The 14,914-nt window shown below is 31.4% G+C and carries 12 protein-coding genes and 1 pseudogene; 2 read left to right on the top strand and 11 right to left on the bottom strand.

Features of this window, described 5'->3' with window-relative positions:
* Window positions 1-32 precede the first annotated feature (32 nt).
* Entirely contained in the window at window positions 33-374 is a 342-nt protein-coding gene (locus HCH28_RS15420; protein WP_221681790.1) for a hypothetical protein, read from the top strand.
* A 227-nt stretch (window positions 375-601) separates the two neighbouring features.
* Window positions 602-856, top strand: a complete 255-nt coding sequence (locus HCH28_RS15425) for a GlsB/YeaQ/YmgE family stress response membrane protein (protein WP_004225307.1) — start codon at window positions 602-604, stop codon at window positions 854-856.
* A gap of 248 nt (window positions 857-1,104) precedes the next feature.
* Here HCH28_RS15425 and HCH28_RS15430 read toward each other — a convergent pair whose 3' ends face one another.
* From HCH28_RS15430 to HCH28_RS15480, 11 genes and pseudogenes are all read right to left on the bottom strand, one after another.
* Window positions 1,105-1,869 carry an SDR family oxidoreductase gene (locus tag HCH28_RS15430; protein WP_221681792.1) on the bottom strand — a complete coding sequence of 255 codons (765 nt, stop codon included), beginning with the start codon at window positions 1,867-1,869 and terminating at the stop codon, window positions 1,105-1,107.
* Window positions 1,870-2,216: 347 nt separating this feature from the next.
* Complete coding sequence (locus tag HCH28_RS15435; protein ID WP_221681794.1) at window positions 2,217-2,705, bottom strand: DinB family protein; 489 nt, start codon at window positions 2,703-2,705, stop codon at window positions 2,217-2,219.
* A gap of 1,248 nt (window positions 2,706-3,953) precedes the next feature.
* Entirely contained in the window at window positions 3,954-5,018 is a 1,065-nt protein-coding gene (locus HCH28_RS15440; protein ID WP_221681796.1) for an HNH endonuclease, read from the bottom strand.
* On the bottom strand, window positions 5,018-6,739 hold the full coding sequence (locus tag HCH28_RS15445; RefSeq protein WP_221681798.1) for a restriction system-associated AAA family ATPase: 1,722 nt from the start codon (window positions 6,737-6,739) through the stop codon (window positions 5,018-5,020). Before HCH28_RS15445 ends, HCH28_RS15440 begins: the two co-directional genes overlap by 1 nt.
* Window positions 6,736-8,199, bottom strand: coding sequence for a restriction endonuclease subunit S (locus HCH28_RS15450; protein WP_221681802.1), 1,464 nt, complete (start codon window positions 8,197-8,199; stop codon window positions 6,736-6,738). Before HCH28_RS15450 ends, HCH28_RS15445 begins: the two co-directional genes overlap by 4 nt.
* Complete coding sequence (locus tag HCH28_RS15455) at window positions 8,186-9,760, bottom strand: type I restriction-modification system subunit M (RefSeq protein WP_221681803.1); 1,575 nt, start codon at window positions 9,758-9,760, stop codon at window positions 8,186-8,188. Before HCH28_RS15455 ends, HCH28_RS15450 begins: the two co-directional genes overlap by 14 nt.
* A gap of 401 nt (window positions 9,761-10,161) precedes the next feature.
* Window positions 10,162-10,380, bottom strand: a pseudogene (locus HCH28_RS15460) (TnsA endonuclease N-terminal domain-containing protein); the annotation flags it as partial.
* Between the two features lie 193 nt (window positions 10,381-10,573).
* Entirely contained in the window at window positions 10,574-12,460 is a 1,887-nt protein-coding gene (locus HCH28_RS15465) for a TnsD family Tn7-like transposition protein (RefSeq protein WP_009370511.1), read from the bottom strand.
* 442 nt (window positions 12,461-12,902) lie between these two features.
* Window positions 12,903-14,258, bottom strand: coding sequence for an FAD-dependent oxidoreductase (locus tag HCH28_RS15470; RefSeq protein ID WP_009370513.1), 1,356 nt, complete (start codon window positions 14,256-14,258; stop codon window positions 12,903-12,905).
* A gap of 105 nt (window positions 14,259-14,363) precedes the next feature.
* Entirely contained in the window at window positions 14,364-14,588 is a 225-nt protein-coding gene (locus HCH28_RS15475) for a hypothetical protein (protein WP_009370514.1), read from the bottom strand.
* Between the two features lie 65 nt (window positions 14,589-14,653).
* Window positions 14,654-14,914 (bottom strand): Fe-S cluster assembly protein HesB (locus HCH28_RS15480; protein ID WP_221681804.1); only part of this gene is annotated, 261 nt, incomplete at its 5' end.

A 14,914-nucleotide genomic window follows, 5' to 3' on the forward strand; every position in this document is an offset into this window, starting at 1 on the left:
TGAATACTATGAAGAGAGAGGTGTATTAAAAGATGGTTTCTATGGAAGATATGAGTATAAGGTTAACTATCCTTCAAGGAGCTTACGGATATAAAGGTTTTACGGAACAAACTGGCGTAAATATGTATAAAACTGATTTGAAAGCTTTTCAAGAAACAATAGAAACTGCAAAAGAACCAATTAATGCTAGTAAAATTTCAAAGTTATCACCCGACCAAATTAAAGTGCTCCAAGGTGCCCCAAGTGGTAGTTGGTTGATTCCTTTACTGAGTAGAATGGGGCAATTAGGGATGATGGATTTACGTGAGGGACTAGTGAACCCCAAAATATTTCAATACACTTCGACAATGAATGCTTATAAAAGATCCATTTAAGCTAAGTGAAATAAAAGGCATTAACGAAAAGGTTTTTGCCTTTCTATTTGCTATGTAAATACAAAAGGTCAATATATGAAGCGTATGTATCGTGACAATGTCCGCTATCTCCTTTGAAACTTCTCCTAATTTTTATTTTTTTCCTCCTTATAGTTTGAAAGAGTTCAATAAAGGTTATAAAACACTATAACGAAATATTTAAAATACAAAATTAGGAGATGGATAGTATGAGTTTCATTTGGTTTTTAATAATTGGCGGGCTTATCGGTTGGCTTGCAGGTATAATTTTAGGTAAAGATATCCCAGGAGGAATTATTGGTAATATTATTGCAGGTATTATCGGTGCATGGATTGGTGGTATGCTTCTTGGAAGTTGGGGTCCTAAAATTTCGGATTTCTATATCTTCCCTGCCCTTATTGGAGCAGTTATACTAGTTTTCATTTTGAGTGTAATTCTGAAATCATTGCGTAATGCTTCGTAAGCTAAATAGATCTCTTAATTTGTTTCTATACAATTAAGTGAATCAGATGTAACCAATAATAAATGGTGACTGTGCTTATAACAAAAAGGCGGCCTCCCACATCATATCTGTGGAGAGCCGCTTTTACTTTGTTCTTAATTAACTTAATAATCCACCGCTCCGTGAATTCAATTAGAACAGAACAGCCTATACAACAATAGTGCCTGATTGGGGAAGACCATGCCATACAAAGCTTGATAATTAATGTTCTATAAATGAGATCCTCCACTTGCATCTAGCAATTGACCAGTTACCCAACGACTGTCTGAGGAAGCAAGAAAGGCGACAATATCTGCCACATCTTCGGGCTCTCCCCATCTGTTGAAAATTGAAAGACCAGCTGCATATTTTTGTCCATCAAGGTTTTTCAAAGTCTCAGCATTCATCTCTGTATTAATAATTCCAGGCTGGATGGCGTTTACCGTAATATTCCGGCTCCCTAATTGTTTGGCTAGAATACGCGTAAATGTGTCGATTGCACCTTTGGACATACTGTACGTGAAGACACTTGGTGAAGCTACACGTGTCACAAAAGATGAAATATTAATAATTCGCCCCCCATCTTTTAAACGTGGTAAAGCTTGCTGAGTAACAAAAAGTGGTGCTTTAATATTCATCTTCATTACCTCGTCGAATGATTCTTCCGTCGTCTCTTCTAAACTGATAACTTGACCAATTCCAGCATTGTTGACAAGAATATCGAATCCGCCACCGCCCGTATATTCCGGAATAGTAGCATCCAAGGTAGTAAATAAATCTTGAATACCATCTAAAGTACTAAGGTCAGCACCAATCGCCAAAGCATTTCCTCCGCTTTGTACGATCTGGTGAACAACTGCTTCTGCCTCAGTACGTCTTTTCCCATAATGAACGACGACAAAGGCTCCCTCTTGTGCCAGACGCAAAGCAATACTGCGGCCAATTCCTCGACTTGATCCTGTAACTAAAGCGATTTTGCCTGTTAACTTACCCATGCTTCCATCTCCTTGTTCAAACATAGTTAGATTACATAGAGAATTATATCAAGGAACATTATTTGAAATGTTGCTCTCCTATTCGGTTTCAAGGGGTGTTTCGTTATGGATAAAAACACCCCTTTAGATTAATATTTTCTAAATAGGTAAAATGGTGTAATTTTTTTACAGACGGTATGACTTTATTTAAAACCCAAAACACATGGCTTTGGAATAAAGATTGATCAAAATGAAGGTACTCTTTATAGATAAGTATGATTTTTATAAAAAAGTTTGATCATTTTTCAGCTATGTTGTTCAACAATTGCGCCCGTCAATGGAATAACTGTAAACCTAATGAAGCTTTTTTAAAAGCTGCGTTTCCCTGCCCAGGCTCCTTGCATTTTACTGAGGAATACAATTTGCCCAATATGATATGCATTGTGCATTGCTAAACTCTTCAGTTCAAGCACTAATGGATTGTCATCGGGAATTGGTCTATACAAATCTTCAAGTTCTGATTTTGCTAGTATTTTTTCTAGTTCACGATGAACAGAAAAGTATTCTTGTCTTGTTTCCTTCCAATTTAGAAAGGTCTCAGTTGGTAATCGATATGTAGCGTCATTATTTTCTGCCTTTGGTTCATTTGCTGTTTCACCAAGAAAGCGTAACAGAATTCTCTTTTCATAGAAAAGTAAATGACAAACTAATTCCCAAATGGAATGTGCCCCCTCTACTGGTTTCCAAATTGCCTGTTCCAAAGTAATATTCTCAAGTACTTTTTCAAGTGGTGGGAACCAGTCTTCTTTATCTAAGCAGCTTGCCCATTGTTTTAACAAAAGTGTCCTTACATCCATTTTATATTCTCTCCAATCATCTATATGGCATAACTAATAATTTCGAGAAGAATCATCTGATTACCTTCCTTATTCCACAATCTGGCCCTTTAGATAAAGAAAGACGCATTCCTTGATAAAAGTGCTGGTTCCCCTTACCTTTTGTAAGAGTTGATTAGATTAAATCTGACTTACATTACTTGAAAAAAACCTCAAACTTATTTTATAAATTTGTTCTTTTTCTTTTTTCTTTTAATACAATTCTTTGAATACTTTCCTGCTTCGTTAGTTTAAGTACATTACTTCGCAATCGTTTTTACATAAATATCAAATAAAAAAATTATCTAACCTCTAAAAAATATATAGAGGAGAGACGATTCTAATCAATTTTTATTACAAACTTACGTGGCATATAAATTGTGTGGGATATACATCTGCTTATTCCCTTGTGAAGATAGAACTGTGACATAGGCTGTATTGTTCAAGGGCAATTACTTGATTGTTCCTTCAACCTATCCAAATCGCCATTCTTCCAATACTGAATTCTAACAATACTATGCGTTTGTACAGCCATTTGGATTTGATGTGCGGATTCTTTAAAGTCATATTCATCATGTTTTGGCTTCAGCCTGCCGTTCACGCAGTGGCTACACATGTTCAGGTAGCATCACCGCTGTCTGTCTATTTAATCGTACCACGATCTCGGTTTCTTTTTATATCCGTTTTATCATCAAACGAATAAGAACGCCTGTTTCCACTTTATATAGGGATGATTAAAAAAGTATAGCAATGACATTTATCAATTTTTTGGTTAAAGAACATTTCCAAATTTATTCCGACTAATAAATGTGGATTTATGTCAATTTTAATTATAAATAGCTTATGTAGTTTTATAATTATTTTTATAATTTATGACTATTATGAATAGGTCAATAAGAAAAAAGAAAACCTTGATACAGCAAGCATTCTAGCTGTATCAAGGTAATATTTGATGTCATTTTTAATTATAATTATGTGACAAGATTAATTATAACTCACATGTTTAATAATAATAAAGTTGTTTAATTTCGTTTCTAGAAATGCAGTAACGTTCTATTTATTAATTTGATAGGAGGTTATTAAAGTTGTTTCATATTTATTTTCTACTTTCATTTGATGACTTTTTAGGAATAATAAAGTTATTTAATTTTTTAGGTTCATTAGTATATGTTTTACGAACAATTTTATTTCCTCAATCTCCGAATAATTGCTTAAAAAACTTATTCCTTTTTAGCCTATCAGCTTTCTTTTATCACATGCTTCTAAAAAAGCAACCTTCAAAAAGTTTTGCTCTGCAAATTTATTATTCTCTGCCATTGTCTTTATCAATTCAAGTGCCTCTTTCGGGGACATATAACTTGAAAATTCTTGAGTTACTTGACTATACCAATAGTAAGCTCCATTACCCTTAATAATCTTATCTTTATATCTCTCTTCGATACCAAAAATATCTTTCCATGTTTCTGTCTCTTCTTTAAAGTTTTGTGATTGAATATTTAATTCAATATCATTACCTTGTAAATTTTCAATATTACTAGAGTTAAGTTCCATATTCACGCTTATATCAATAACTTCCTCCGTAAAAGGAAAAAATGCCTTTCTTCGTATTTTAGATGATTTAGCTTTATCTACGCTATACAAAGGATTTTTAGCTAACTTATACGATGAGTTACACTCATGACAAATTGGAGCTAAATTTTTCATATTTATTGAATTGAAGGCATAAGTACTCTTTGGTAAGAAGTGATCATATGCTTCCCTTTTAGAACTAAAACTCCCTTTGATTTCGTTTAAACCACAAAATGGACATATTCCTATATTATTAGTACCAACTAGCTGTTTATAATGATCATTTATTGTTCCTATTTTCTTTTTAACATCACTTAAATGTATAACATGCTCAAATAAATTAATGAAAAAAGTTTTTAACTCACCAGCTAAGTCTTTATTAAATCCTTCAATATCTTTATAAGTTAAGGGCTCATACCCATCGACATTAGCACACAATTCTTCAATTGAATTATTTTTTATATACCCCATTCTCAAATCATTTAACTGCTTTTCACTTAAGTTTTTGAAATGATTATAAATCCTAGAGATAGGACCTAACAAGTAATCATTAGTTACCCGCCCTTTTTGTATATCTAAAAGCAAGTCCTTAAACTCTGGCAAATCATTTAATTTTTCTATATCGAATTCACCTTCTGCTTTAACCCAGATTTCTAGAAATAAAAAATCAATATACTCTTGCACCTTCTCTAAACTGTGAGAAATATATTTATAGCCAAAAAGCATTATTTTCCATCCCCATGATTAAGAATCTTATTTATAAATAGAATTTTTTCAACAGAATCACCTAATAGTATGTGTGCATCACTTACAATTCCTGCAACGTTTTCACCATTTAGATAACGCTTTTCTAATTTATTAATCTCACTTAGTGCATGATCCCCTATAGTTTCACGTCTTCCAAATAAGTCCATGGTAATTTTATGAGTTGATGCACCTAGAGTATTAAAACTTGGGCGAGTAGCTTTAACTACTTGATCTATATTATCCCGATTAAAAAGTAGTACATATTCTTTACGACTATCTGAAACTAAAAAAGGTGTATGAGTCGTTATAAGCATGTCACGTACTGTACTTTTATTCTTCTCTTTCTGAAAACATTCACGCAAACAAGAAATAAACTTTGCTCTCCATTCTGGATTAAAATGCGTCTCAGGTTCATCTAAAAGAAATAAACAAGGCTCATCTTTAAAAAGTAAAGATAAACCTAAAGCATGTATAAATTGATGTTCGCCATCTGATAATGATTTAGTGTAGATTATATCTTCGATTCCGTCCTTATCTAATCTAAATTCTTTTATTCGAAAAATACTTTTCTCATCTAAAGATATCGATGTCATGTCTTGCTTTAAATAAATATTTTTTGACTTGTACAATCTATCTTTAGTATCTTGATTAATTATGTAATAATTTAATGTATATAATATTTGCAACGCCTGAAACAGTTCTAAAGCACTATTATTAAAATGAAATTTAAATGCTTTTTTAGTCTCCTCGTTAACATAAAAATCAAGTATTAAAAAGGTCTTCAAACCCTCTTCATCATATAAAGTATTATTAATTGTAGAACATTTTTTCAACTTTTCAATTGTTGTTAAAAGATTTGATGTAAGTTCTTTTCTTATTTTAGTATTTCTCTTATCCTTAGTATCAAGTGTGTATAAAAGTTCATCATGTATTTCCTCGTACCGATGCTTTCCTATAACAAGGCGGAACTCTTTTACACCTCTTAAATTCAATTCTTTTTCAAAAGGAGCTAAAATTTCCTTAGGCTGTAATAAAAGATTACTCAATAAAATAGCTTGACTTAAATGATCATCTAAATAAATTAATCTACCTTCGGGTGCTTGTCCATAAAAAATATCCTTGATAAGGAAGTCTTTATATTCATCAAAATGAATAAACCGCATTTTATAAAATGGTAAACTCAAAATTTCATTTTCACCAGAAGAATATCCTATAATATACTTAGGAAGTAACTCCTTGATTTCACTTGCACTTAAGGAACCACTTCTTAAAGTCTCTTCATTACTAAACCTTTTTTGATTAACCCAATGTATCTGAGGTTTTTTATTATCCTTTTTAACAATTTTTATATGAGCATATCCAACTTCATTTTTATGATTTAACTCATTTGGGACAGCAATTAGATATTCTAATTCAAAAGCGTCTGGGGTAGCTTTTTCACCTCTAAAACCATCTGGGTTTTCCTCTTCATCATATCTAAAATTTTCAGGACGATATTTGAGATAAATACATTCAATATGATAAAAAATAGAGGCTAGTGCTTCTAAAACATTAGATTTCCCACTACCATTTGGTCCAACTAAAATATACGGATTAAATTCATGAATTTCCTCATCCATTTGTGGATTAAAAAAATGTACTTCAAATCCTTTTTGAAGACTTCTAAATTTATCATCTATTTTTAGTCGTAGTAACTTCATCGATTCACCTTCAATACAACTTCATTTTTTATCTCATCAAAGTATTGAGATAAAATAGGAGAAGGACCTTTTAGCAAGGAAAAAACAATATTTTTTATCTCATCATGATCAGGTAACTCTTGTAATCCACTTTTTTCTAAACTCTTTATCAATTGAACCATACTTAGTTCTTCGCCTCGTTTAGATTTAATAATGGATATAATATCTATTTGCTGATTTTTATTTTTATTTTTTTCTTTTACTTCCTTTTGAATAAACTTTATACTTTCTAATCCTTCAATAGAAATTTTGTTTAAATTTATTTTACCTAGAAATACTTTATTCTCTAAGTTTTTATATAATATTTCTAATAATTGAAGACTATCTTCATATTTTTTCTTAATATCTTCTATTTTTTTTAATATAGCTTCAAATTTATTTTGATATGATAAAGGTGGTACCTTAATCTTCAATTCCTTTATTATTCCTAAATTCAACCCACTCATAACAGCTCCTCTATTTCTTTTAAATAGTTGCATTTTTACCAGAGGGCTTGAATGAATTGCAAATGAAATAAAGTATGGGTTTACTAAGGATTCATCAAGAGTAATAGCTGCAAGATGCTTGGTATTAATAGCCAAAGGAATATCCTCTGGAATAACTGCCGATTTCCCAACTGTACCCATAATAGTGATTATAATATCTCTTGGATAAATTTTGTATTTTTTCAGCTCTTCATACTTTTCATGGCTTATAAATCTAGCTTCTTTCCATTCGAACTTATTCTTTACTGCATTATCAATACCTAAAACAGCAACATCACCATTTGAGGTAAATTCACTATGTTTTAAATTACTACCAAAAGGACCTGTACGAATACTATTTTTTTCTTTTTTTGCAATTTGCTTTATATCTAATAAAGGCCATTCTTGATAATTTTTTGATTTAGAACCAAACATTTTCAAAAAAGTACTTAGTAATAAATCGTCTAACAGTCTTATACTTTCTTTTCTTTTTTTTATTAAGGAATCGCTCTGCGAAAGAACCTGAGCTATTCGATATTGATCGACATATTTAACAACTGGAATTTTTAAATTGGTTAATGCATTTCTATTAATATGAGGCATAACAGCACCATTTGAGGTTCTTTGAAAATAATTAAATTGCTTTTTAAGAAAAACACCAATATATGGTGGATAATATTTATCTTGCTCCTTAATTCTTAACCGCCCAATCGTGCTTCCTATAAAACCTGATTTTCCATACTCAACTATCCCTGCATTAGCACCGTCCCAAGCTATTAAAATATCACTCTTCTCTACAAAAATTCCTGCTTCATCATTTGTATATTTTATATTTTCATCACTTCTTAAATCCTCTGTAAAAATTACCCGCTTTGAATCTCTAGAAGGGTTTTCAATCAAATTATGTTTTTTTCCTTTAGTAATATCAATAATATCTCCTAGTTTAATCCATTTCATCGAATATACTCCTTAATTCAATGAGCTTTTCTTCTATTTCTTTCTCTAACTTTTCGATATCAAAAATTATATCCTTAGGCTCCTCATAAGTATCGTCTACAATTTCTTCTTCTTTATACCTAGAAATACTGAAATCATAACCTAAATCTTTAATTTCATTCTTTGCTACTAAAAAGCTTTTATCTGAACGACTATTTTTTTTCTTCTCGCTTCTTTGATGATATTTACTAACGATATCCTGCAAATCTCCATAACCCGATTCCTTCATACGTTTGTCATCGAGTGTATAACCATCACTTTGCATGTCATAAAACCATACATGCTCTGTTTGACCACCTTTAGTAAAAATAAGTATTGCTGTACTTACTCCAGCATAAGGCTTAAAAACACCACTTGGCATATTAATAATTGCTTTAAGTTCCGTTTTTTCTAATAACATTTTTCTTATAGCTACAAATGCTTTACCTGTTGAAAAGAGAACTCCTTGAGGCACTATGACTCCTGCACTGCCCCCAACCCGAAGCATATTATAAATACGCTCTATAAATAAAAGTTCTGTTTTTGTAGTTTTTACTTTTAATTTTGAGTTTATATCACTTTGATCTACACTACCTGTAAAAGGAGGATTGGCCATGATGATATCATATTTATTTTCTTCATTATATGCTTCACTTAATGTATCCTTATAATCTATATTGGGATTATCAATACCATGCATCATTAAATTCATTAAACCCAAACGAACCATAGTTATATCAATATCATAGCCATACAAACTCTTTCCAAGAATATTTTTAATATCCTCTGACAATAGACCACTTACAGAACTACGATAAAATCCATCCTCATCTTGAATAACGGTATCTTTATTCTTATCAAGTTTAGTTGCAATATATTGGTAAGCTCCCAGTAAAAAACCTCCCGATCCACATGCAGGATCCGCAATTTTATTACCAATTTCCGGTTCCAAAAGTTCATTTATAAGTTTAATGATATGTCTGGGTGTACGAAATTGACCGTTTTTACCCGAGCTAGAAATTTCATTAATAAGGAGTTCGTATACATCACCTTGGATATCTTGAAAACTTTGATTTCTTTCAATCGAATCTTTTTTAATTTCCTCAAAAATTTCTTCTATTATTTGAATCGTTTCTTCTAACAATTTGGGTTTTGAAATTGCAAACACAGCGTTCTTCATATGCTTAGCAAAAGGAGCCGTCTCCACACTTAATGATTTTAGAAAAGGAAAAACTTTAGTATTTATATGAGGAATTAGATCCTCAGAATTCATTCCTTTAAAATAGCTCCACCTTAATGTTTCTTTATCAAGTTCCTCTTTTGTACCAGGAACTATAAATTTGCCTTCAAACTTCGATTTATAATATTCACCACCGGATTGAGCTTTATTCTTATTTTCTAAATCGAGGTCATCAATTCTTTTAATAAAAAGAAGATAAGTAATTTGTTCAATGGCTGTTAAAGGATTGGATATACCATTACTCCAGAATTTCTTCCAGAGCTTATCCACTTTTTGCTTTAATACTAAATTATTTTGTAACATGCATAAAACCCTCTCATTTTATAGGACAATCGATTACAATCTTTCACTAATTCATACGATTTGGAAATAAGCTAAGATTATATATAATCAAGTTTCCGAAAACCGAACACACTTTCTATTTTACCATAAAAGTTAAAAATCAAACCTCCTTTAAACTAATTAAACTACAGACGTTTATTTAAGTTTTTATCATATCTTGAGCTCTCTGTCTTAAGCACTGCACTGTATTATTAGTAATTTTTTGAGGATAACTGATTTTAATTCAAACATAAGTTTCATTATTTTTATTATTTATCCCTTCTAGGAACTGAAATAATAAAAAAACAATTAATAACTACAGACATTTCAATTATATACAAAACCTCTCTCGGTTCAATATTCTCTAATATAAAATTTGTATTTAATAAACAAAAATAATTAAATTCCATATCAGATAAAAAATGATGCTCTCGCTCCGTTTTCCATCCCATTACACGATGAACACGACCACTTGATGGAACATCTTGAATGGTTAACCATGGCTTATACGTTGATAATTCACCCTGCCCGCGCCCCTCTTTTACATAACGGGCTATCTTTGCTTCTGTCCAACCTTTTGGCGTTTTGGTGAAGAGTTTCAATAAAGTTGTATACTAACAAATGTTCAAACCCGCATTCTTGTGTCTTTCTTATCTTTAAAATGACAATAAAGTCGTATACTTATTTTCATCAAATTAACTTATTTTGCAATAAACTGTTACAAAAAAGTTGTATACCAATACGAAAATTATGTACTTACATTATAGTTTAAATATGTTTCTTCACAGCTTTATTCTATAAGAATTTGTTATTATGGATAGTTACTAAATCCTCTATATATTTTAGTAATTTTTCTCGTTTCTCTATATTAATTCTAATATAGTTTTTAAGATTAGCTGCTTCAATAACCATATTTTTTGTTACAATCTCGTCTTTATATTTGGTATCCATAACAATTTTTATTCTTCTATGCCGAAAATCCTCAACCGTCTCTATATTCGAATTGATATACTTAGTAGTAAGTGGGTATTTTCCACTGAACAAACTATAACTTGCTTTGACATCAAGTAAATTTATTATCCCTGTCCTACTTTTCCTAACCAATCTCTTTAAATTTCCTTCATGTTCTGACCAACTATCTATTATTAATTTTGCTTTGCTTAGTAATTCTTTATCTCTCTCTAAGTAATCTATTTTTTCTCTATTACCAGTACTCCTCAAGTAAGGAGAATTGCGAATTAACCATTCTTTATCATATTGTAAAAGCCATCCGTATATTTTAGTATATGCTTTACCTAAGTCAGAGCGTGAATATTCTGGATTTTCTTTTCGGATTTTTAGAAATTCCTCTTTGTAGTACTCCGTTTTTAATTTTTGTTTGTTCATTAATCCTTCTTTGTTTTTTAATTGAACTGAAGAAAGATGCCCCCTATTCTTAATCCTTATTACTGTATCCCTAGATATATTTGCTAATTCCGCTATTTTGTTCAGTGTTAGATCTTGTTTAAGTAATTCATTAAAATTAAGTTCCCATACTCGGCCTCGCTTTACTATTCTTCTATGGAAATCCCTTATATCAAAAGGAGATTTTTCCCCTTCCTTAATTATGTACTCAAAACCGCAATTACACTTTATGATACCTTGAATTTTCCTATCTGAATTATTTACTCTAACATTCACATTTTTTATATTCTCTTTTAAATAATTCTTGCAAAACGGGTTCATACAAACCCAAGGTCCTTCACCAAAAGGTTTAAATGAGTTCTCCTTTTCAAAATAATTTTTGGCTGATCCACTTAATAATCTCATTAATAATAAGTGTCTTATCGGATGTAACGACCTATTTTCTTCAATATTTATTAAACTAGGAACCCAAGAAAACTTGTCACTTATCTTGAAAAATGAATCTAATAACTCTAGAAAATCTGTTGGATAATATTCAATTATTAACTTTTGTAAGTATTCTCTTCGCTTTTTAATGGGATATGCAAACCCTTTCTTACCTAATAAATCTACATATTTGCTAATATAATACTCTTCAGAAAACGATTTGTAATTCATTCTAATAATGTATTCAACGTCCTCTGCTAGATCGATCAAATATTTCATTAGTTCCTCACTATAGCTCCTAAGTGGTTCTCTAATATCTTCAATTGTTGGAATTAAATAATTTATAAAGCCCATCTCGGATATTTTTAACGAATACTCTAATAACGGAGTCTTATGCCTAGTACAAACAAAAATCCCTGGAATTTGATGAATCCTGTTCCAAAATCCTTCACCATTTGACTTAAGCTGTTCCTTTAAGCATTCTGCACAATAATATAAATATTTCTTGTTTTTTACATTGTATTTACTGTAACTAAATAAAAAAATATATAAATTTTTAAAATCACTTTTATAAATTTTCTCATTCCATTCTTCACTTTTAAAGGGTTTTACAAACGGTATCACTGTATGCTGGTTAATAAAATACTCTTTAGTAAATTCTTTCGAGAATATATTGATTTGGGATACTAAATGAGCGAGTCCCATTGGTAATTCTAAATTAATATTTACCTTCTTTCCAAATAGTTCTTTATTTGTATGTTTTCTACTCAAGTTACCTACATGAATGTGATAACGAGCTATTATACTGTAATATAGTTCATCTTCATATGGCGTTGGAAAATAACCTATCATATCCTTACTCCTCTTATTTATTACAATGTTTTTTCAGTAAAGCTTTTTTCATAAGTAAAAACGCTACCTAAAGTATATTTCAATTAGTAATGATGTCTGTCATCCCAAATCTGTTCCATAAGTTTGTCCATCCCATTTCCCTTAGTATTTTAAAAAGACTGCTAGCTTTCACTAACAGTCAATTAATTAAACTTTATAGAATTCTCCACATTAGACTTACCTATTTTACATTTGTATTAGGTATGTTGTTTTTCTTATCCCAAATAATATATATGGTGAATGCTATAGGTCCAGTTAAAAAAACACAAATCAACCATATTAAATAACATTGCTTACTAAACTTATTTTCCAGATATTCATGTGTAATATATGATAACATTAAGATAATTAATATATATACTCCCACTATAAATAACTGATTTAACAAAACATATCCCCCCAATTAGCAACATGTATTTGATTGATTGACAAGATTAATACTACATACGCCTGTTTCTGGTAATTCTAATTCAACACGTTTCGACGCTTCTTCATCTCCTGATAAATAAGCTGTTATTGAACGAACCTGTTCGTAGCCGGTTGCCATTAAAAATGTTGGTGCGCGTCCATAACTTTTAGCTCCGACTATATAGAAGTCCTTTTCAGGTTGGCGTAGTATTTCTTCACCATGCGCTCTGACTGTGCCACAACTATGCTCATTAGGATCAATTAGTGGCGCTAATGCTTGCACACTTTCTGTTGCTGTATCAATAGATAAACGCAGTTCATTGTTCATGGTAAAATCAGGTCGATTTCCTGCATTAACAATAAGTTCATCGAATCCTGTAAGTACTTTTTGTTCTCCATTAATAGTACCTACAATATGGATATTCTCTTCTTTTTTCACCTGTGAAATATAGAAAGGTGTTACTACCTCAATCTTTCCTGTATCTACTAATTCATGGATGCGAATACCGAGTGCGCCACGTGCTGCCAACGCATCTTTTTCCTCCCCGCCATAGGCTTCTTCTACAGATCTTTTACGCATAATCCACACAAGCTTTGTTGAAGGATTATCTTTTTGTAATTCAGCCAAAGCTAATAAGGTATTGATCGCTGAATGACCACCACCAATGACAGCAACCTTCTTATTTGCATATCTCTTAGGATTCGTATTTATATCTGGAATACCATACTCAATGTGATCTGCTAATACTTTCTCATTTTTCAGCCAAACACCTGTAGAATTTGCTGGGTTTGGGTTCCCCCATGTACCCGTTGCATCGATAACTGCTTTTGCCTCAATAATATCGATGTCATCCTCTTTTTCAACATATATATTAAAGAACTGATTTAATCGATTTTTTGATTTCATTTTATCATTTAATTGTCTTGAAATACCTACTACTTTTGAGTTCAATCGGATACTAGGTTTTATTTGTGTTAACTCTGCCAAAGGTTTTAAATAAAGATCAATTAACTCATGCCCTGTAGGTATTGTTTCTAAGTTAGGTTCTACCCAATCAGACCCCTCTAATAATGATTTAGCAGCTCTATTGATGTTATAACGCCATGGAGAAAATAATGTGACATGCCCCCAAGTACGAATATTGTGTGCTATTTCATTGCCAGCTTCAAGTAAAATAAATGACTGGTTTTGCTCTACTAAATGAGCAGCAGTAGCTAACCCGATAGGACCTGCACCAATTATGACAATCGGTAAATTCTTATTGGAATTATTAACAGTCTCTTGGACTTCAATGTCCTGAACAGGAGTACAACAAGATTGATTTTGATTGATTACTTTTAGTGTTTTCATATAAACTTCTCCTCTTTTTTCTTTATATAAGCATTCCCTTATATAAAATATATTTTTTACGTCTAGCAGTAAGCTAGACGTAATTTATTTAAGCTTTTGTGATAGTTATGAACACACTTCCATTTCACACATGATTTTATCAATTTCTTTTATAGCTTTTTCAAATTGCAACCATGTAGAAGTGCCGTAACGATCCATATCTCCTTTAAAGAAGAAATCAAAAGCAAACTCTTTAGCCTGTATCAATGTGTATTCTCTACTATTCATTATTAACTTTAAATAAGCGATAAAATAATCTTTAGTTAATTCGCTAGCATGGTTTACTGTCATTATTGCATCCTCCATTCAACGGATTGAATAATTGCTACGACAGACAGTATATTTAGGATCACTTGTTAGCAAGATGTCGGTGAGTATCCAACTAATACTAAACCTAGCTCACCATTCTCTTCTTCTGCATGGATCGTAACATCTGTTAATTGCGGTGCAATATCAGGATGAATTGCGACTTCGATACCTTCAATTGTTTGAATTGCATCTTCTTCTGCTGGTGCTTCTAAGCCTACACCTAAATTAACCCCACAGCAGCCTGCAATACCAAAGAAACGAAGCGTTTTAACCTCTGAATCAGCTAATACCTGTTCTAAATAATTTTT

The organism is Lysinibacillus sp. K60, assembly GCF_019731275.1.
Classification (GTDB): domain Bacteria; phylum Bacillota; class Bacilli; order Bacillales_A; family Planococcaceae; genus Lysinibacillus; species Lysinibacillus capsici.

Bases quoted from the DNA above. Each gene is read 5' to 3' on its own strand.
- HCH28_RS15420 (WP_221681790.1), top strand. From the start codon at position 33: ATGGTTTCTATGGAAGATATGAGTATAAGGTTAACTATCCTTCAAGGA.
- HCH28_RS15425 (WP_004225307.1), top strand. From the start codon at position 602: ATGAGTTTCATTTGGTTTTTAATAATTGGCGGGCTTATCGGTTGGCTT.
- HCH28_RS15430 (WP_221681792.1), bottom strand. From the start codon at position 1,869: ATGGGTAAGTTAACAGGCAAAATCGCTTTAGTTACAGGATCAAGTCGA.
- HCH28_RS15435 (WP_221681794.1), bottom strand. From the start codon at position 2,705: ATGGATGTAAGGACACTTTTGTTAAAACAATGGGCAAGCTGCTTAGAT.
- HCH28_RS15440 (WP_221681796.1), bottom strand. From the start codon at position 5,018: ATGCTTTTTGGCTATAAATATATTTCTCACAGTTTAGAGAAGGTGCAA.
- HCH28_RS15445 (WP_221681798.1), bottom strand. From the start codon at position 6,739: ATGAAGTTACTACGACTAAAAATAGATGATAAATTTAGAAGTCTTCAA.
- HCH28_RS15450 (WP_221681802.1), bottom strand. From the start codon at position 8,199: ATGAAATGGATTAAACTAGGAGATATTATTGATATTACTAAAGGAAAA.
- HCH28_RS15455 (WP_221681803.1), bottom strand. From the start codon at position 9,760: ATGTTACAAAATAATTTAGTATTAAAGCAAAAAGTGGATAAGCTCTGG.
- HCH28_RS15465 (WP_009370511.1), bottom strand. From the start codon at position 12,460: ATGATAGGTTATTTTCCAACGCCATATGAAGATGAACTATATTACAGT.
- HCH28_RS15470 (WP_009370513.1), bottom strand. From the start codon at position 14,258: ATGAAAACACTAAAAGTAATCAATCAAAATCAATCTTGTTGTACTCCT.
- HCH28_RS15475 (WP_009370514.1), bottom strand. From the start codon at position 14,588: ATGACAGTAAACCATGCTAGCGAATTAACTAAAGATTATTTTATCGCT.